Origin of the sequence: Nocardia sp. NPDC050412, assembly GCF_044458825.1 — a bacterium.
Taxonomy (GTDB): domain Bacteria; phylum Actinomycetota; class Actinomycetes; order Mycobacteriales; family Mycobacteriaceae; genus Nocardia.
Window position 1 is genome coordinate 109,696 of record NZ_JBITIJ010000017.1, and the last position, 19,587, is coordinate 129,282.

The following is a 19,587-nucleotide window of genomic DNA, read 5'->3' on the forward strand; positions in this document are numbered from 1 at the left end:
AGTCGCGATGTCAGTGATCGAACGAAACAGTGTGGGGGATCGGGTCGAAGCTTTGCCGGCTCGTCGGGCGATGGTGGGATCGGCATTGGCGGTCGTGCGGGCGGGGAAGTTGGAGTTCTTCTCCGGCAACGGTTTCGCCGATCTCGCCGCGCATCGGCCGATGACCGTGGATACGGTGGTGCGGGTCGCGTCGATCACCAAGACGTTCACCGCACTCGGGGTTATGCAGCTGGTGCAGCGGGGCCTGGTCGACCTCGATGTCCCGGTGGAGAAGTACCTGCGCGCCTTCCCACTCGTTCCCGCCGACCCCGCTTTTCGGCCCGCCACCGTGCGCCACTTGTTGACCCACACCGCAGGGATCGGCGAGACAGCGCATCCCGCACGGGTTTTGCGGCCGGACTTCGGTGAGAGCGTGGATCCGGGCACGCCGATCCCAGCGTTGGCGGACTACTACCGAGCCGGCTTGCGCCTGCGGGCCGAACCGGGCACTCGGTGGACCTACTCCAACCATGGGTTCGCCGCGCTCGGGCAGATCATTGCGGACGTCAGTGGAACCTCGTTGGCACAGTATCTGCGCGAGAACATCTTCCGACCACTCGGCATGACCGATACCGACCTGGAGCTCACGCCGAGTATGCGCGCACGCCTCGCGACGGGCTACCACCTGCGGGGCAGCGGACCACGCGCCATCACCCTTCGCGAGATGGTGACCGCTGGAGCCGCGTCGGCCTACTCGACGCCCCGCGACATGGCGCGCTATCTGGCAGCGCTCTCCGGCGGCGGGGCCAACGAATTCGGCGCGGTTGTCGAATCCAGCACGCTGGCGACGATGTTCGAGCCGCAGTATCAGCCGGATCGGCGGATACCGGGGATGGGTCTGGCTTTCTTCCGTGGCGTCGCGGGTAGTCATCGAATCGTCGAACATCAGGGCATACTGCCCGGGTTCGACTCCCAGATCTGGGTCGCGCCCGACGACGGGCTCGGGATCTTCGCAAGCACCAACGGCGCGCACCGTGCCATGCTGTGGCTACCCGCGGAGGTTTCCGAGTTGATGAATGATCTGCTGGGTGTGCGCGCCGACGCGATTCGAACCGATGCCGGTCACCATCCGGAGATCTGGAACGAGATCTGCGGCTACTACCGCCTGCCCGGCGCCCTCACTGATCTTCGTGCCCGTTCGATGATCGGCGCTGGGGTGCAGGTCCGGATCCATGCCGGGAGGCCCGTGCTGCGGCTCTTGACCCCCGTTCCGAGCTTGCTGCGCGGATTGCCGCTGCATCCTGACGACCCCAGCGATCCGTGGGTATTCCGGGTCGACCTCACCCGGTTCGGCATCGGTACGGGCCGGATCGTGTTCACGCGAGACTCGGCGGGCGACTCGATGCGCATGCATTTCGATCTGGTACCGATGACGCTGCTGCGCCGCGGCGACCGATAAACGAGGAATCAGCCGCGTGTGGCGCCGATGTCGGTCTGCACGGTCGCCGCGGCGCAGACACCGGATTGGGCTGCTGGTCGGGGCGGTTGGGTTGGCGAAAGCGGGCGAGCGCTGTGCTCCAGCCAGCGGCCCGCCATCGCCGTACGCCGATGGTGCGGTGTGATGCCGCGGCCGAGCAGGAGCCGTCGGTTCCCGGCATCCGCCCGATCGCCTGGATGTGTCGGGGGCATTCGGCTCCTCTCCACATGACCTCCGGCTCTTGATCGGGCCGACAAATCGCCCCAGCCTTGAGCTGTGAGCACAGGCGAGCAGGCCGCACAATTGATCGACGCGCGCCGATATGACGCGGTGATCTTCGATATGGACGGTGTGGTCACCGACAGCGCATCGATGCACGCCGCCGCGTGGACCGAACTGTTCGACCCCTTCGTGGCGTCTCGGCCCGCCGAGCCCGGGCAGGACCGCTCGCCATTCACCGCGGTGGACTACCAGCGCTTCGTCGACGGCAAGCCGAGATATAGCGGTGTGGCGGATTTCCTTACCGCACGCGGTATTTCGCTGCCCTGGGGGGATCCGTCCGATCCGGAGGACGCTGCCACGGTGTGCGGTCTCGGCAATCGGAAGGATCACCTTTTCCAGGATCGGCTGGCCCGCGACGGCGTTCCGGTCTTCGAGTCCACGGTCGCCTTGGTGCGTGAACTGCGGGACGCGGGGATCGGTACCGCGGTCTTCTCCGCCAGCCGCAACTGTGCCCAGGTGCTCGAGGCGGCCGGGATCGGGGACCTGTTCGCGGAACATGTCGACGGGGCCGTCGCCGAGAACCTCCGGCTGCCGGGAAAACCCGATCCGGCCATGCTGGTCGAGACGGCTCGGCGGCTCAGCGCGGATCCGGGCCGGACGGTCGTGGCCGAGGACGCCGAAGCGGGGGTGACGGCCGGGCGGCGCGGCGGTTTCGCGCTGGTGATAGGTATCGATCGAACCGGGCACGCCGATCAATTGCGCGCGCATGGGGCCGATGTCGTGGTTGCCGATCTGGCCGAGGTGCGGGTGCGCGCTGGGTTCCGACGCATGTCGGAGATTCCGGGTGCGCTGGAGTCCTGGCCCCGGATATCGGCTCTGCTCGACACCGCGAATGTGGCCGTGCTGATGGACTTCGACGGAACGCTCGCCCAGATCGTGCCCGATCCGGATGCCGCCGTCCTGGTCGACGGCGCGGCGGCCGCGATTACCGAACTCGCCGGTATCTGCCCGGTCGCGATCATCAGCGGTCGCGATCTCACGGACCTGCGCAAGCGGGTTGGTCTGGAGGGGATTTGGTATGCGGGCAGCCATGGTTTCGAATTGATCGATCCGGCCGGCGGTTACCACGTGCACGACGCGGCACCGACCGCCGAGCACGCCATTGCCGCTGCCGCGGATGAGCTGACCCGTCGAATGGCCGAAATGCCCGGAATTCTGGTGGAGCACAAGCGATTCGCCGTCGCAGTGCACTACCGCAACGCCGCACCCGGAGTGGTGGCCAGTGTGATCGGCGCCGTGCACGCGGTCGCGCAACAGTCCGGGCTTCGTATCTCCAACGGTCGCAAGGTAACCGAGTTGCGCCCCGATACGGACTGGGACAAGGGCCGGGCGCTGGACTGGATCCTCGATCAGCTCGCCCGCCCGGAGCTGCCGATCTACCTCGGCGACGATCTCACCGACGAGGACGCCTTCGATGCAGTCGCCGCACACGGGATCGGAATCGTCGTGCGCCACAGTGAGGATGGCGATCGCCGCACGGCCGCACGGTTCGCGGTGGACGGACCGGACCGGGTCAGGAAAGTCCTCGACCGGCTAGCCGGGACATTGCATCGCGAATCCGACGCGGACACCGCCGATGCCTGGACCCTGGCCTTCGACGGCTACGACCCCCAGACGGAGAAACTCCGAGAAGCACTCTGCACGCTCGGCAACGGATACGTCGCCACGCGCGGCGCGTCGCCGGAAGCACGGGCGGGGGAGCACCACTATCCCGGGACTTATGCGGCCGGCATCTACAACCGGCTCACCGACGAAATCGCCGGGCGGCAAGTCTCCAACGAGAGTCTGGTGAACCTGCCGAACTGGCTGCCGGTGTCGTTCCGGATCGAGGACGGCCCGTGGTTCGACCTCGACACCACCGAACTGCTGTTCTACCGGCAGGAACTGGACCTGCGCCGGGCCGTGTTCACCCGCCGCTTCCGGTTCCGCGACGCCGCGGGCCGGATCACCGCGGTCGAGCACCGGCGGGTGGTCGCTATGCACCGGCCCCATGTCTGCGCTCTGGAGACCACGGTTGTCGCCGAGAACTGGTCGGGGCGCCTGGTGATCCGTTCGGCCCTGGACGGAGCTGTCCGAAATGAGCTGGTGCAACGCTATCGGGGACTGTCCGGCGACCATCTCACCGATATGCAGGGGACAAAGCTGTCCGCTGATTCGGTGTTGCTGACGGTCCGGACCAGCCGGTCTGGAATTTCGGTGGCACTCGCGGCGCGCAGCAGGATCCTGCAGAACGGGGAAATCATCGACCGGGCAGGAGATTTCGTCGAACAAGATGGAGTGGTGGGACATGATTTCACCGTCGAGGTGGTCGGCGGGGCAGCGGTCACCCTGGAGAAGACGGTCACCATCTGCACCGGGCGTGATCACGCGACCTCGACGCCGGAGGAGGAGGTCGTGCGCTGGCTCAGCGCCGAGGGCGGATTCGGGCAACTGCTCGACGGTCATGTCGCGGCCTGGGAACGCCTGTGGGATCGGCTGTCCATCGAACTCGAAGATCGCAAGAACGCGGCCCGCGTGCTGCGCGTGCATCTGCTGCATCTACTGCAGACGCTCTCGCCCAATACCGCCGATCTCGACGTCGGTGTCCCCGCGCGCGGACTGCACGGTGAGGCGTACCGCGGACATGTGTTCTGGGATGAACTGTTCGTCTTCCCGGTGCTGAACCTGCGTTTTCCCGCCCTGACGCGATCGTTGCTCCGGTATCGCTACCGGCGACTACCCGAGGCGCGACGCGCGGCGCACGAAAACGGCCTGTCCGGAGCGATGTTCCCATGGCAGTCCGGCAGTGACGGGCGCGAGGAAAGCCAGCAAATGCATCTCAATCCACGCTCCGGACGGTGGAATCCCGACCCGAGCCAGCGAGCCAATCACATCGGCATCGCGATCGCCCACAACGTGTGGCAGTACTACCAGGTGACCGGCGACCGCGAGTTCCTGCGCGAATGTGGTACCGAGATGCTGGTGGAGATCGCCCGGTTCTGGTCCAGTATCGCCAGCTACGACACAACCCGGGACCGCTACCGAATCCGGGGTGTGATCGGACCGGACGAATTCCATTCTGGTTATCAGGCACGGCCTTTCGACGGAATCGACGACAACGCCTATACCAACATCATGGCGGTGTGGGTGATTCGTCGCGCTCTCGACGCGCTCGACCTGCTCGCGCCGCGCGAACGCACCGAACTGCTGGAAACCCTCGGTGTGGCGCCATCGGAACCACAGCATTGGGCCGACGTCAGCCGCCGCATATACGTGCCGTTCCATGGTGGCATCATCAGCCAGTTCGAGGGCTACGACCAACTGGCAGAACTGGATTGGGCACGGTACCGGCAGCGGTACGGCGATATCCAGCGACTGGACCGCATACTCGAGGCGGAGGGCGACGACATCAATCGCTACCGGGCCGCCAAGCAGGCCGACGTGCTGATGCTGTTCTATCTGCTGTCCTCCGACGAATTGCGGGAACTGCTGGGAGAACTCGGCTACGACCTGCCCGCATCGATGATCCCCTGCACCATCGACTACTACCTCGCCCGGACCTCACACGGATCGACACTGAGCAGCGTCGTCCATTCTTGGGTGCTGGCCCGCGCCAACCGGGAGCGAGCGATGGAATTCTTCGACAGTGTCCTCGAGTCCGATATCGGTGACATCCAGGGTGGCACCACCGCCGAGGGTATCCACCTCGCCGCGATGGCAGGCAGCATCGACTTGTTGCAACGCTGCTTCACCGGGCTCGAAACCCGTGCCGAGCGTTTGATATTCGCGCCGCACTGGCCGTCATCCCTCGGTGCGCTGACCTTCCCGATTACCTACCGCGGGCACCAACTGAGAATCCGAATCAGCGGCAGCGACGTCGAGGTCAGGTCGGAGCCGGGAAACTTGCCACCGATCGAGATCGAATGCCGCGGACAGATCGAACAGTTGGCTCCCGGCTGGACCTTCCGGGCTCGCGCCTAGCGGCCCCTGATTCGAACAGCACACTGTGGCAACGGAGGAGCCGATCATGCGGTGGTATCACGACTATCTGCGCTGGCTGTATCGCACCGGCCGTCCGAATCTGTTCGCGCGCGTACAGAATTGGCTCTCAGCCCGCGCTTTCGCGGCCGGAATCATGCCCCGCCGGGTCGCGGCGTTGGGGATCCGGGGGCGGCGCAGCGGTCGCCTCATCTGGTTTCCGATCGTGCTGACCGAATTCGACGGTCGGCGCTATGTGGTGTCGATGCTCGGTGCCAACGTCAACTGGGTGCGCAATCTGACCGCCGCGGGCGGCCGAGCCATCCTGCGGCACGGTCGCCGGGAATCGGTCCGGCTGGTGTCGGTCGATCCGGAAAGCCGGGCCCCGATCCTACGGCGCTACCTCCAACTCGCACCCGGCGCGCGACCGCACATCCCAGTACCACGCGATGCCCCGGTCGCCGCCTTCGAGCCTATCTCCCCGGACTATCCGGCATTCCGAATCGCCCCGGGCCAGTAGGCCCCGCACCGCGCCGCGCGACAGGACATCGGCCACAGGACGTCGTTGAGACCGTTCCGCGCGCTTGCCCGAGTGTCGGGGGCCAACGTCACCATCCCCGGTTACCTTGGCATCGGCCCGGCGGCACCCCACCGAGAAGAATTGCCGTTATAGCAGGCAGTTTCCCAGCCGGTGGCCGGGCCTCGGCGGCTGCCGGGGTAGGTGGCTGTGATGAGCGAATTGGGCCCGCTCGATTCGGGTTTCATGGAGATGGAAGACGCCGACCGGCACATCAGTCTCGGGATCGGCGCGGTTGCGATCATCGCCGGTCCGGTACCGACGCGCCAGGAGTTCACGGCCGCGATGGCTGGCAGCCTGGTGAGCGATAGTCGGCTCCGCCAGCGAGTACGCCGGACCGTCGCGGATCTCACCGCCCCGGTGTGGGAGGACGATCCAAATTTCGATCTGGCACATCACCTGCGGTGGACGGCGCTGCCGGAGCCCGGCGACGAGGCGGCGCTGCGCGAATTGGTCGCCGCCGAACTCGAGGAACGACTCGACCGAGACCACCCGCTGTGGCAGTGCATCGTCGTCGAGCATCTGGCAGCGGATCGCTGGGCGCTGATCATCAAAGCCCATCACACTATGGTGGACGGCGCGTCCGGCATCGGCCTGTTCGAGAGTCTCTGCGATCCGGAATCCAGCACGAGTGCGCCGCGCCTGAGCACCGGTACACGTCAACGGATCAACGCTTTCGGCTTGGCGGCCGAGGGCATTCGACTGTCGATGGCCATGCCAAGAATGGCCTTCGACATCACGCGGGCCCTGATTCCGGTCGTGTACGCCGCGGTAACGCCGACCGGCACATCCTCGTTCAACGGCCCGATCGGCCGACAGCGGCGCTACGCCGTCGCACGCACGTCACTGGCGGACATCGCGAAGATCCGGGCCGCATTCGGTGTGACTGTCAACGATGTCGCCCTCGCAGCCATCGCCTCGGCCTACCGCACCGTGCTGCACAAGCGCGGCGAGGAACCGACCGCCGATAAGATCCGCATTCTGGTGCCGGTGTCCATGCGTCGCGAGGACGCGAAATATGTTCTCGACAACCGAGTTTCGGCGATGCTGCCGTATCTTCCGGTCGAGATCTCCGATCCGGTCGAGCGGCTCACCGCCGTCCACCAGCGCATCGCACGACATCGATCACGCGGTGAGGCCGAAGCCGAGAAGTCCGTACTGTCGATGGCGGGTCGGCTCCCGTTCGCATTCGTCGCGTGGACCCTGCGGCTGGCCATGCATTACCCCCAGCACGGTGTCAGCGCGCTCGCCACGAATGTCCCCGGCCCGAGGCGGAAGTTATCGCTACAGGGCCGTGAGGTCCTGGAAATCCTGCCCTGTATCCCGATCGCCATGCGACTGCGCACCACCATCGCGATCCTCAGCTACACCGACCGGCTGACCTTCGGCATCACCGGTGACTACGACACCACCCCGGATATCGACCTGATCGCCGACGAAATCGAGCACGGAATCACAGAACTGCTGGACCGTGCCCGCGAACGAAACCAGAAGACGACTCTCGGCGATCGGCCGTCTTGACCAGATACGACCGGCAAGCCGTATGGGCATCTGGACCGTACCGCCAGCGTGACCCGTGTGCGCGTGGGTTGACCGACCGCATCATCGGACGTCGAGTCAGTGGTCTTGTAGCGATTGGATGGCTGCGCGGAGTTTGGTGGTGGCTTCGGCGGCGATGGGTTCGAGTTCGGGTTCGCCGGTGACCTGGACCATGAGGTCCGGGTTCATGGCTTCGACGATGATGGTCTCGGCGGCCGTGGGGTCGCTGCGGACGATCACGTTGCAGGGCAGTAGGAGTCCGATCTGGCGGTTCACGCCGACGGCGCGGTGAGCCAGGGGTGGGTTGCAGGCACCGAGGATTCGGTAGTTCTCCATATCCTGGCCGAGTTTGGCCTTCAGTGTGGCTTGCATGTCGATGTCGGTGAGGACGCCGAATCCCTGTTCGGACAGGGCTTTACGGGTCAGTTCAACGGCTTCGTCGAAGCTGGTGTGCAGTGTGGTCGAGAGGGCTAGGTTCATGATTGCGGTCTGCTTTCTGCCGGTTCGGTTGGGTGATGCGGTGTCGGGTGTGTGGCATTGCGCAGTTGGTCGCGGTGTCGGGAACGCCCAGGCGATGGAGCAGTAGTGTCGCCGGACACCATCCCATGGCGCTGTAGAACAGCAGGTTCGCGCCGACGATTCCGGTCAATATCAGCCACCATTGCGAGGCCACCGCGGCCAGCAGTGTGCTGACCAGTACGAACGTGCCTGCCAGCAGCGGCACGAGCCGCGCGATGGACCAGCCGCGCTGGCGAGTCGGTATGTGCATGATCTCCAATCGTGTGGGGACTCTTGGTTGTTCAGGCCAGGGCGAGGAAAAGCTTCTCCAGCTCGGCTTCGGTCATCGGCTCGGAACCGTCGGTGCTTTGTCCGGTGAGGCATTCGCGCAGTCCGGTGGCGACGATCTTGAATCCGGCCCGGTCGAGTGCGCGTGACACGGCGGCGAGTTGGGTGACGACGTCCTTGCAGTCGCGGCCCTGCTCGATCATGGAGATCACTCCGGCGAGTTGGCCGTGTGCGCGGCGCAGCCGGTTGAGTACCTGGGCGATAGTTTCTTCGTTGCCGACCATGGTGTTTCCCCTTTCGTTTGAATACCTCACTCAAGGATACCCGTGGGGGTATATGCGGGTCGGTGGGTGCGGTGCGCGGTGGAGGTGATTTCAGTGGTGGGCGAAGCTGATCGGGGGGAGTGCCTTGCGCAGCCAGTTCGGTGACCACCAGGCGCCGTGTCCGGTCAGCCGCAGTAGTACCGGCAGTAGCACCAGTCGTACCGCGGCCGCGTCGAGCAGGACCGCGACGCCGAGGATGATGCCCATCTCCTTCGGGGGCAGCGGCTCGGAGAGTGCGAAGGTGAAGAACACCGCGACCATTACCGCGGCGGCGGCGAAGATCACCCGTCCGGAGTGCGCCAGGCCGTCGACCTGGGCGGTCTTCGGGTCACCGGTGTGCTCGTAGTGTTCCTTGGCGGTGGCCAGCAGGAATACCGTGTAGTCCATCGCGATCGCGAAGATCATGGCGAAGAAGAACACCGGTCCCCACCCGTCGAGGAAGCCTTGCGGGGTGAAGCCGAGCAGTCCTGCGCCGTGTCCGTCCTGGAAGATCAGTTTCGCGACGCCGAAGGCCGCGGCGGTGGACAGCAGGCTGACCACGGTGCCGAGGGCGGCGATCACCGGTGCCTGCAGCGCGATCAGCAGCAGGGCAAAGCCGAGGACGAGGATGATCGCCACGATGATAGGGAAGTAGTCGTCGAGAGCTTGCTGCAGGTCGAGGTTCTCCGCGGGTGCGCCGCCGACCAGTGCGGCAGCGGGCAGCTCGTCACGCAATCGGTCGAGGATTCCGCCCATCCGCGGGTCCGATGGATCGACCTCGGGTAGTGCCTGCATCGTCGCTAGGCCGCTGTCGTCGAGTGCGAGCTGCGGCGGGGTGACCATGCTGATCCCGTCAACCCCTTTGGCGGCCTCGGCAGCCTGTGCGGCCTGGGTGGCCGGGGTGATGATCTGCAGCATGCCGGGTGCGCCCTCGCCCATCTGGGCTTGGATCAGTTCGTAGCCTTGGCGCACCGGCGCGTCAGTCGGCACGACCTGGATGGAGGGCATGGCTACTTTCAGTCCGAACACTGGGATCGACAGGGCGATCAGCACCGTGACCGCGCCGATCGCGAACGGCCACGGATGGTTGTGTAGCAGCCCACCCCACGCGGCGAACCGCGGCGAGCGATGCTGCTGCCGCATGGCGTGCGGCAGCGCACCGGCATTGATCTTGCCGCCCAGCGCCCCCAACGCGGCGGGCAGCAGGGTCATGGTGGCCAGCAGCACGAAGAACACCGCGAACATGATCCCGACCGCCATCGTGCGCACCGCGGGCGCTGGGACGATCAGCACCGCCGACAAGCTGACCAGGACCGTCAGCCCGGACAGCGCAACCGCCTTGCCCGCGGTATTCATCGTTTCGGCAACCGCCGCGTCGGGGCTGGGGGCGGTGGTGCGTGCGTCACGGAATCGGGCGACGATGAACAGCGCGTAGTCGATACCGAGCGCCAAGGCGAACATCATCGCGAAGTTCATTGCCCACACCGAGATCGGGGTGAGGTGGTTGAGCAGTACCAGTCCACCGGCCGAGGCGACCAGCCCCGCCAGGGTGAGCAGCAGCGGCAGCCCGGCGGCGACGAGGGATCCGAACGCCAGCACCATGATCGCCAAAGTCACCGGCCAGGAAAACATTTCGGCCTTGATCATGGCGTCGTGGTTGGCCTTGTTGAAGTCGCTCCACAGCGCTGAGCTGCCCGTGGGATAGACCTCGATGCCGTTGCCGGACAAGGCGCTCAACGCGTCGGAGTGCTCGTCGACGGCCTTGACCATGTCATCGGTGGAGGCGTTCGCACCCGCAATGAAAATCCCGGTGTGCCCGTCCGGGGTGATCGAGGTCCCCGACTGTGGTGCGATCAGTTCACCGAAGCGCGCATCGCCGGTGAAGACCTCGGCGATCTCGCCGAGAACCCGCTGGACACCCGGACTCTCGATGGTCTCGTTATCGGAATGGACCACCACCTCCACCGCCGCCGAGGAGTTCCCGCCGAAATGCTGCTGCGCCAGCTCGCGCACCCGCACCGACTCCGACCCATCGGCCTGCCACCCCGCTCCCGCGAGCGAGGTGAACACACTCGGCGCGGCGGCGCCCAGGACGATCAACACCAGCAACCAGACACCGAACACGACCCGGGCATGCCTGGCCATCACGGATCCGAGCCTGCCCAGCATCCCGCCGGAGCTGCTCGGCCGTGCGGTGTCGCGAGCCGGGGAAACAACCACAGAGTCGGTCATCGCTATCTCCTTCATACCCCAGGGGGTATATTGACGTCAGACCCGAAGATACCCCCAGGGGTATATGAGAGTGAAGGGTGGCATTCGGCACAGCGCATGTCGGAGTCGCCGGACGCCGATATGGAAGGAAGCTGAAAATGGCCGCGATAGATCTCTACCTCGACCCGGTGTGCCCATTCGGGGCGCCTCTTCGCGGCCGTCACCGACCAGCACGGACCGGATGGGTTCGCGCGCCTGTATCGAGCCTTCGGCGCGAGCGCCCATGCCCAGCGGGAAGAGGTCACTCTCGCCGCCATCGCGGACATACTCCAAAGTCTCGGAATGGACCGGTCACTGGCCGATACCCTCGACGCCAGCGAACTGGACCAAGCCGTTGCCGACGCCCACGAGGTCAGCCAGCAAGTGCTAGGAGGGCGCGGTGGCAGCCCGATCATCGCCATCGACGGCCACGGTTTCTTCGGCCCGGTCCTCACTCGGATTCCCGATGTCGAGAAGGGCGCCGCCCTGCTCGACGCCCTGATCATCGCGGCGAGAACGCCGGAATTCGCTGCCCTGCAACGGCCGTACTCGGGCCCGCCGACCACCGAACGCGAGCAGGGCACCTGATGTGCTACTCGGTCAGCTGCCGCAGACGCGGAAAGACGACACGGTCCGGGCGCGGAGCCTACGTCGACCAGGTCCGGGTCATTGTCCCGAAAACACAGTGATCCAAGAATATCGGGTCAGACCGCTTGACAGCACTCACGGCAACGTCGGTGACTCGGGGTGCGCGGTAGCGCGCACAGCGAATGGAACGGACAGCAGACCCGCTCCGGCCATCGGCTGATGTGCAGGGCGGGTGTGGTCACACCCGCAGAATCGAAAGTCGTGGCAACGACGGTGTCGTCCATGGCTGTCCGCGCGCCCGCCGACAGCGCGAACCAGCATCATGATGCGGACTTCGGGAACGCCGGATTGCTCGATCGTCCACACGGGTACGTCCGGCGGGGTGAACGCGCCACAAGCCCTGACCGCCGCCTATCGACTCAGCGGTGGCCTAGGACATCGGCAAAAGGGACCCCGGCCTCTTCCGTCGATCATGCGCGCTGCGGTGCAGTGGGATGGATCGGCGTTTACCCCGGTCGGGAGGAGTATCTGATGAGTCGAATGACCAGGCAGGCTCGGTCGTGGGCGGCACGGCTGGGCGGTTGGCTGGCACCGGTGCTGGTGGTGGTCACTGTGGCAGCGCTGGCGATCGGCGCGGTCCTGTGGGTGTTCGGTTTAGGCGGTGCTGCCGACGGGTTCTGGATCGCGGCGACAGTGGCGGCGTTCGTTCCCGCGCTCTTCTGGATGATCGCCACGCTTGTGAAGGGCCGGGCCGGTGTCGACCTGATCGCGGTGTTGTCGTTGGCGGGAACGCTGTGGGTCGGCGAGTATCTCGCAGGCGCATTGATTGCCGTCATGCTGGCCGGTGGACGAGCCCTCGACGCCGCCGCCGAACGCCGTGCTTCACGGGATCTGCGCGCCCTGTTGGAGCACGCACCCCGGTCGGCTCGCCGTCGTGTCGGCGATGAGGTGACGGTGATTCCGCTCGGCCAGGTCGTCGTCGATGACGTGCTGGCGGTCGCCGCGGGTGAGATAGTGCCGGTCGACGGGCGAATCCTGAATACCGTTGCGGTACTGGACGAGTCGGTGCTGACCGGGGAACCGCTGCAGGTGGAGCGTGGGGTCGGCGAGCCGGTGCGCAGCGGTGTCGTCAATGCCGGCGATGCGTTCGAGATGCGTGCGAGCGCGACGGCGGCCGAGAGTACCTACGCCGGGATTGTGCGGCTGGCCGAGCAGGCCGGCGCCGAGAACGCGCCGGTGGTGCGGCTTGCCGACCGATATGCGGCGTGGTTCCTGCCGCTCGCGCTACTGGTCGCAGGTGCCGCTTACGCAATGAGCGGGTCGGCGGTGCGGGCGGTCGCCGTCTTGGTGGTCGCGACACCGTGCCCGCTGCTGTTGGCCGCCCCGGTGGCGATCGTCTCGGGACTGTCGCGGGCGTCGCGCCTGGGAGTCGTCGTGCGTGGCGGTAGCGCATTGGAAATGCCTCGGCGACGCAACAACTTTGGTGATGGACAAGACCGGCACTCTCACCGCGGGCCGCCCACAAGTCGTCGAAGTAATAGCCGCACCGGGCCGCGAGGCGGCGGAGATGATGCGGCTGGCCGCGTCGGTGGATCAGGTGTCGCCGCACGTGCTGGCCGAAGCGATAGTCACCGAAGCACTCTCGCGCGGTATCGACCTGTCGGCACCCACCGAAGTGGCTGAGCAGGCCGGGCGCGGGGTGTCGGGCACCGTGGACGGCCACCGGGTTGATGTCGGCAAACTGCGCGACTCGTTCACGAGTGCCGGCTGGGCCCGCGCGGTCGTCAACAAAGCAAGCCTGGACTCGGCCGCGATCGCCTGGATCGTCGTCGACGGCGAACTCGCAGCAGCGATCCTGCTGCGAGACCCATTGCGCCGACACGCACCCCGCACCATTCGGCGACTGCGTGAGGCCGGTCTGAACCGACTGGTCATGCTCACCGGCGACCGGCCTGAACCCGCGCGCGAAGTCGCCACCGTACTCGGCCTGGACGAGGTGTATGCCGAGCAAAGCCCCGCCGACAAGGTCGATGCCGTGCGCCGCGAACGTGAACACGCGGTGACAGTGATGGTCGGTGACGGTGTCAACGACGCCCCAGCACTGGCCGCCGCCACCGTCGGCGTCGCGATGGGGGCGCGCGGATCCACCGCCTCGTCGGAAGCCGCCGACATCGTGCTCACCACCGATCGTCTCGACCGGCTTGCCGATGCCATGGACACTGCCCGCTGGTCACGCCGCATCGCCGTGCAGAGCGCCGTCGTCGGCATGAGTATGTCGCTGCTGGCCATGATCGCCGCCGCCGCCGGCTGGCTGCCACCCGCCGCCGGTGCGCTGCTGCAGGAAGGCATCGATGTGGCGGTGATCCTCAATGCGCTACGCGCCCTGCGTGGCAATCCGGCACTGCGCACCGATCTCGCCCCGGACACCGAGGCTATGCTGCGCCGCTTCGCCGGTGAACATGATGCACTGCGCGATGCACTCGGATTGCTCCGCACCGCCGCCGATCGTCTCGCCGAGCGCAGCGGCGACGAGACCGCGTTGCCCGCGGTCGAGGCCGCATACAGATTTCTCGTCGACGAGCTGATGCCTCATGAAGAGGCCGAGGAAACCGAACTGTATCCGGCTCTGGCTACTCCACTCGGCAGCGCCGAGGCCACCGCCACCATGAGTCGCACGCATGCCGAGATCCAGCGGCTCACCACGCGAATCGGTAACCACCTCCGCATGGCGCGTATCACTGGCCGCATCGGCCCCGACCAGATCGATGATCTTCTGGCCTGCCTGTATGGACTCTACGTCCTGCTGAAGCTGCACTTTCGACAGGAGGAGGAGAACTATTTCACGCTCACCGACGAACCCGAATACGCCTCCCCGCCAACCCAATCCGGCATCAGGCCATCCCTGCGACGATGATCGACCTGCCAGTAGACCGCCTCCGGCTACACCGTGTCCGACTCAGGACACCGACCGGCAAGGTAGGTACAGCCACCCCGCAACAACGGGAGTCGTTGTCATTAACTCCCAGCGGATAGGGCGCCAGGCCACCACCACTGGTCGAGCGAGACGGTTTCGCCGAAGTGCGAGAATGCGCGGGTGATCGATACCGATCTGCCGCGGGTGCTGGTCGTCGAGGACGACCCGCAATTGCTCGCGATGCTTGGTGGGTTGCTCACCGAGGAGGGGTATCAGGTCGACATCGCCGCAGACGGCCAGCAGGGATTGCACCTCGGTCTCACTCGCGAGTACGACGTGATGCTGTTCGATCGGGGGTTGCCCGCGATTGATGGGCTGGATCTGCTGACCAGGCTGCGGGTCCGTGGCATCGTCACTCCGATGTTGATCCTGTCCGCACTCGCCAATCCGGCGGATCGGGTGGCGGGACTCGACGCCGGCGCCGAGGACTATCTGGGTAAGCCGTTCGATGTGGCGGAATTGCTCGCCAGGCTGCGGGCTCTGCGACGCCGACACCTGGATGTCGCGCGTTCGCTGCCGGTGCCGAAAGGAAGACTCGAGCTGGACAGCCGCTGCGTCGTCGTGGCTGATACCGCGGCAGTGGTCCGGCTCTCCGAACGGGAATGCGATCTGCTGGCCACGCTGGCATCGCGGCCAGGAGTTGTATTCTCGCGCAAACAATTGCTGGCTATCGTGTTCGACGACGCCGAGAGCCCGGTGGTGGTCGATACCTATGTCCACTACCTGCGCCGAAAGCTCGGTCGCACGGTGATCGACACCGTACGTGGCCGCGGGTATGAGCTGGGACGTGGTGGGTGAGGCGGCGCCGGACCGACTCAGCAGACGCGCGCCTGATCCGGCGGACGATGCTGCGGATCGGACTGCAGTCGGCTGCCGCCGTGCTGGTGACCGTGCTGTTGCTCAGCGTGGCCGTGACCATGGTCGTATCGCACAGTGCGCGCAATGACCAGAACAGGTCGCTGGCCACAGCCATCGCCGAGGCCGACGATGTTAACGACCCACCCGCGGGGACCTGGCTGGTTATCCGGCGGGCAGGCAGCACGCGGGCCAGTCCGGGGCTGCCGCCGGGTCTGCCCGACGAGGCCGCCATGCGGCAGGCCGAACACGACGGTGCGCCGCGAACCGCGGAGCTGTCGATCGGTGACCGACGGTACCGGATCCGCACCGAGCAGCGCGGCGACGCGGTGATCCAGGCGGTGTACGACCTGCGGGCGGCCGAGCGCGAGGCACGGGGTCTGGGCGCGGTCTTGCTGGTGTGCGGCGCCATCGGAATGCTGCTGGCGATACTGACCGGTGCCTGGGTCGCGCGCAGGGCGGTAACCCCGCTTATCGCGGCGCTGACATTGCAACGCCGGTTCGTCGCCGACGCGGGCCATGAACTGCGCACCCCGCTGACGCTGTTGAGCACCAGGGCCCAGCTATTGCGGCGGCACCTGCGCGGCCACCCGGCCGAAGCCGAGGTCGACAGTCTGGTAGTCGATGCTGGTCAGCTGGCCGACATTCTCGATGACCTGCTGCTGGCGGCCGATCCCCGACAGGAGGCTCAGCCTCGGCCATTCGATCTGGCTGCCCTGCTACGGGATGCGGTGAGCGCCGCCGAACCGGCGGCCGACCAGCGTGGTGTCCGACTAGAAATGATCGCCGCACCGGTGCAGCTGCAAGGCTTCGAAGCGGGGCTGCGGCGAGCCGTGAATGCTTTGTTGGACAACGGAATACGTCATGCGGATAGTCTGGTGCGGGTGGTGCTCGGAAGCGATGGCCGACATGTGCGGATCGATGTCACCGACGACGGCCCCGGGATCGATACCGATGTTCTGCCCATCCTGTTCACCCGTTTCGCGTCGACGCCGACCACCGCGAACCCGAGCGAACGACGTCGCTACGGGCTCGGTCTGTCATTGGTCAGCGAGATCGCCGCCAGGCACGGCGGTACGGTTTCGGCTCGCAATCACGACGGCGGCGGCGCGACGCTGTCGATGACGCTGCCCACCGGTGCGCAGCGCTGAATTGCCTTCGTCTCACCGCGTCCCAGAAACCTCCAAGAATCGGCTCATAGGGTTGGTCGCACCACGTTACCCGGTGACCGAGGAGATTCGAATGGCTATGGGGTTCAATACGATCAACGGGCTACCTACCCACATCCTGCTGGTTCACGTTGTCGTCGTACTGGTGCCGCTGGCCGCACTAATGCTGGTGGCGTCCGTGTTGTGGCCCACTGCTCGACACCGCTTGGGCCCGATCACGCCCCTTGTGTCGTTGGCCGCGCTGGTGGCGATTCCGTTGACGACCGAATCCGGCGAGTGGCTCGAACACCACACCGCCCATGATCCGTTGGTGCGCATCCACACGCAGTTGGCCGATGGTCTGCTGCCGTGGTCGGCGGTGACTTTCCTGCTGGCGGTCGTATGGTGGGCCACGCACAGCGAGTGGGTCGCCCGATGGTCTCGGACCGCCAGGATCGCTGCTGTTACCGCGAACCGGGTTGTCATCATCGCGATGGTTGCCGTCGCGGTGGCTGTGTCTGCTGGTTCGGTGGTGCAGGTCTACCGAATCGGTGACAGCGGCGCGAAGGCCGCCTGGCATGACCGGCTCGGATCGTAGCCGGGACAGGATCGGAGCGTCGATCAGGCTGTTTTCAGGTTTGCGCTCAGGGGGCTGCGAGGCGACATCGAGCAAGCCCACGAGGTCGTGCAGCAAGTTTTCGTCGCGGTGTGGCAAGGTGCCGACGAGTGCGGGTAGCTGGGCGAGGTCGCCGATGATGGCGGGCACGTTCGCGGCGAACCCCGACAGCCCACCGAGCATGGTGACCACTTGGGCGAGCATCTGGGAGGGATCCAGACCTCCGATCGAGGTCGGAGTCGTGGCCGGTGCTGTCGCAGCCGTGCCCGGGGCTGTGCTGGGCATCGGTGCCGACGTCGAGCCCGGGATCGGTGCGGAGCTGGTCGTCGCGGTGGTCGAGGGCCAGGCGGGCGCGGGGGTGGCCTGGGCCGGAGCAGGATTGGGGGGCGAGGTCACGGCGCGGCCCACCGCGGCCAGGGCAGGCGATGCCTGCGGCGAGGTCGAGCAGTAGAGGTCACCCTCGGCACACAGCGTGCGGACACGGTCGGTGAGGGCGCCGAAGTCCTGGGAGCGCGGTCCGGCGATGCCCTGGCCGGACACGGGGTTCCCGAGCTGGGCGGTGGCCGGTCGCGGTGGGGGTCGGAGACGAGTCCGATCGCCACGACTCGGGAGGCGGGTATCGGGCCTGCCTGGTTGCCGATCGCGGTGGCGAGGTCACCGACGATATCGGCGCCTTGGGAGTAGCCGGCGAGAACCACTCTCGTGCCCGAGCACAAGCCTGCGAGGGTGGCGGTGAGTGCTTGTGCGCCTGCGGTTTGCGAGGTGGTGTAGGGGGCGGTGTAGGCGAGAGTGCGCACGTCGATGTCGCTGCCGTAGTGCGCGGTGAGTCCCTGGGCGACCGGGGTGAGCATCCCCACCGGACGGGTCGGGTCGGCGGCCGGGGTTGTCTCCCATGTGCCCGGTACCAGCAGCGCGGTCCAGCGCGAGCAGGACGCTGCAGTGGGGGCCGGTGTCGGGTCTGCGGCGGCGCCACCGGCCCCGACAACGGTCGCGGCGGTGACGGCCGCACACAGCAGGCCACGAGCGGAGCGACGGGCGCGAGAGGGCCTTGGGTGGGTGTGGTGGTGAAGGCGCATGAGGGGTCTCCTATCGGGTCGGATTCGTCACTGGGGGCTCGGCGGCGGCGCGCTAGGGTGAGTCGCGCGAATCCGGTTGTGCGGGTGAAGCAATGGCGGAGGGGCGGGTCGCGCCGTAGAAGTCGTCTCCAGGCCACCGGTAGTCACTGACCTGGACGGGAGCTCCCACATCCGGCGCGTGCACCATCCGCCCGGCTCCCAGGAAGAGACCGACGTGGTGGACGTTGTTGTCGGTGGTGCCGTAGAACACGAGATCACCAGGGGCGAGCTGGTTTTCGGGGATGCGGGGGCCGGTGTGGACCTGGTCGTCGGTGGTGCGAGGCAGGGTGACTGCGGCGGCCCGGTAGGCGGCCTGGGTGAGCCCGGAACAGTCCCAGCCACCGTTGACCTCGGGACCGTTGCCGCCCCACACGTAGGCGACCCCGAGCTGAGCACAGGCGAAGGAGATCGCCTGCGCGGCAGCTGTGCTCGCGGCTGCGACGGTGTGGCAGTCACCGTCACCGGAGGGAGTGGTGGCGCGGTAGCGGGCTGCCTGGTCGAGGACTTGGTCGACGTAGGAGTCGGCGTGGTTGTAGGCGAAGATCGCCGCACGCAGATCCGCGGGCGCACCGGAGTCGCACAGGTAGTGGGCGGCGGCGTGGATGGCGTCGCTGGGGTTGTAGCGCGAGGGCGGGCTCGCCCCGCCCGTAGGCAGGTGGTGCCGGGCCACCACAGCCTCGAAGGTCGGTTCGAGGAACTGCATCAGGCCCCCGGCCCCGGCCGAGTTCTGTCCGGCCTGCACCCCCGGCAGAGGTGAGCGGCGGTGGTCGGTCTCGATCTTGCCGATCGCGGCGAGCACCGACCACTCCAGACCGGGACAATCACTCGCCGCGTTCTGGTAGAGCACCAGCAGTTCCGGCGGGATGTCTTCTCGCGCTTGGGGACTCGGGGTGCTGCGCGCACTCGCCGACGAACCGGAGCTGGGAGTGGGGAGCGGTTGCTGGTAGACGATGACGGTGGTGACCACGGCGGCGATCACGACGACACAGAACACGACCGAAGCGCAGCCTGCGCCGAGGGCTTTGACCAGCATCGGGTATCGGCGACCGCGTTGTTGATCAGGAGGGGGATTACGTCATGAGCCGGCGACGACGTGCGGTGACTCGGATTGTGTCGAGGAGCTGGTTGTGCAGACCCCGTCG

At 66.6% G+C, this 19,587-nt stretch carries 15 protein-coding genes and 1 pseudogene; 10 read left to right on the forward strand and 6 right to left on the reverse strand.

The features are described 5' to 3' along the window. Positions 1–7: 7 nt before the first annotated feature. From ACIBI6_RS34590 to ACIBI6_RS34605, 4 genes are all read left to right on the forward strand, one after another. A complete protein-coding gene (locus tag ACIBI6_RS34590) occupies positions 8–1,438 on the forward strand; it encodes a serine hydrolase domain-containing protein (protein ID WP_364348338.1) in 1,431 nt (476 codons plus the stop codon). A 294-nt stretch (positions 1,439–1,732) separates the two neighbouring features. Continuing rightward, positions 1,733–5,698 (forward strand): trehalose-phosphatase, encoded by a 3,966-nt coding sequence (gene otsB, locus ACIBI6_RS34595; protein ID WP_396959092.1) that lies wholly within the window; start codon positions 1,733–1,735, stop codon positions 5,696–5,698. A gap of 46 nt (positions 5,699–5,744) precedes the next feature. Beyond that, positions 5,745–6,215 (forward strand): nitroreductase family deazaflavin-dependent oxidoreductase, encoded by a 471-nt coding sequence (locus ACIBI6_RS34600; RefSeq protein ID WP_396959094.1) that lies wholly within the window; start codon positions 5,745–5,747, stop codon positions 6,213–6,215. Positions 6,216–6,425: 210 nt separating this feature from the next. Then, positions 6,426–7,793: a wax ester/triacylglycerol synthase family O-acyltransferase gene (locus ACIBI6_RS34605; RefSeq protein WP_364348329.1), complete on the forward strand. Its 1,368-nt coding sequence runs from the start codon at positions 6,426–6,428 to the stop codon at positions 7,791–7,793. Positions 7,794–7,889: 96 nt separating this feature from the next. Here the strand turns inward: ACIBI6_RS34605 and ACIBI6_RS34610 are convergent, their stop codons facing one another. The 4 genes from ACIBI6_RS34610 to ACIBI6_RS34625 all read right to left on the reverse strand — a co-directional run bounded on the left by ACIBI6_RS34610 (position 7,890) and on the right by ACIBI6_RS34625 (position 11,131). After that, positions 7,890–8,291, reverse strand: coding sequence for a DUF302 domain-containing protein (locus ACIBI6_RS34610; protein WP_396959096.1), 402 nt, complete (start codon positions 8,289–8,291; stop codon positions 7,890–7,892). Further along, positions 8,239–8,580, reverse strand: a complete 342-nt coding sequence (locus ACIBI6_RS34615) for a DUF2892 domain-containing protein (protein WP_396959172.1) — start codon at positions 8,578–8,580, stop codon at positions 8,239–8,241. Before ACIBI6_RS34615 ends, ACIBI6_RS34610 begins: the two co-directional genes overlap by 53 nt. Before the next feature lie 31 nt (positions 8,581–8,611). Beyond that, positions 8,612–8,881 carry a metal-sensitive transcriptional regulator gene (locus ACIBI6_RS34620; RefSeq protein ID WP_364348323.1) on the reverse strand — a complete coding sequence of 90 codons (270 nt, stop codon included), beginning with the start codon at positions 8,879–8,881 and terminating at the stop codon, positions 8,612–8,614. A gap of 90 nt (positions 8,882–8,971) precedes the next feature. Further along, positions 8,972–11,131: an MMPL family transporter gene (locus tag ACIBI6_RS34625; protein WP_396959098.1), complete on the reverse strand. Its 2,160-nt coding sequence runs from the start codon at positions 11,129–11,131 to the stop codon at positions 8,972–8,974. Between the two features lie 150 nt (positions 11,132–11,281). Here ACIBI6_RS34625 and ACIBI6_RS34630 point away from each other — a divergent pair, with 150 nt between their 5' ends. The 6 genes and pseudogenes from ACIBI6_RS34630 (at position 11,282) to ACIBI6_RS34655 (ending at position 17,781) form a co-directional block, all read left to right on the forward strand. Continuing rightward, entirely contained in the window at positions 11,282–11,737 is a 456-nt protein-coding gene (locus tag ACIBI6_RS34630) for a disulfide bond formation protein DsbA (RefSeq protein ID WP_396959174.1), read from the forward strand. Between the two features lie 540 nt (positions 11,738–12,277). Then, a pseudogene (locus tag ACIBI6_RS34635) lies at positions 12,278–14,651 on the forward strand (heavy metal translocating P-type ATPase). Between the two features lie 180 nt (positions 14,652–14,831). Further along, a complete protein-coding gene (locus ACIBI6_RS34640; RefSeq protein ID WP_396959100.1) occupies positions 14,832–15,509 on the forward strand; it encodes a response regulator transcription factor in 678 nt (225 codons plus the stop codon). Positions 15,510–15,556: 47 nt separating this feature from the next. Beyond that, positions 15,557–16,717 (forward strand): sensor histidine kinase, encoded by a 1,161-nt coding sequence (locus tag ACIBI6_RS34645; RefSeq protein ID WP_396959102.1) that lies wholly within the window; start codon positions 15,557–15,559, stop codon positions 16,715–16,717. Positions 16,718–16,808: 91 nt separating this feature from the next. Then, on the forward strand, positions 16,809–17,312 hold the full coding sequence (locus ACIBI6_RS34650) for a hypothetical protein (RefSeq protein WP_364348308.1): 504 nt from the start codon (positions 16,809–16,811) through the stop codon (positions 17,310–17,312). Positions 17,313–17,469: 157 nt separating this feature from the next. Beyond that, positions 17,470–17,781 carry a hypothetical protein gene (locus tag ACIBI6_RS34655; RefSeq protein ID WP_396959104.1) on the forward strand — a complete coding sequence of 104 codons (312 nt, stop codon included), beginning with the start codon at positions 17,470–17,472 and terminating at the stop codon, positions 17,779–17,781. Here the strand turns inward: ACIBI6_RS34655 and ACIBI6_RS34660 are convergent. Together ACIBI6_RS34660 and ACIBI6_RS34665 are read right to left on the reverse strand one after the other, a co-directional pair. After that, positions 17,723–18,406, reverse strand: a complete 684-nt coding sequence (locus tag ACIBI6_RS34660) for a cutinase family protein (RefSeq protein ID WP_396959106.1) — start codon at positions 18,404–18,406, stop codon at positions 17,723–17,725. The two genes, ACIBI6_RS34655 and ACIBI6_RS34660, sit on opposite strands and share 59 nt — an antisense overlap. 52 nt (positions 18,407–18,458) lie before the next feature. Further along, positions 18,459–19,478 (reverse strand): NlpC/P60 family protein, encoded by a 1,020-nt coding sequence (locus ACIBI6_RS34665; RefSeq protein ID WP_396959108.1) that lies wholly within the window; start codon positions 19,476–19,478, stop codon positions 18,459–18,461. Positions 19,479–19,587 lie beyond the last annotated feature (109 nt).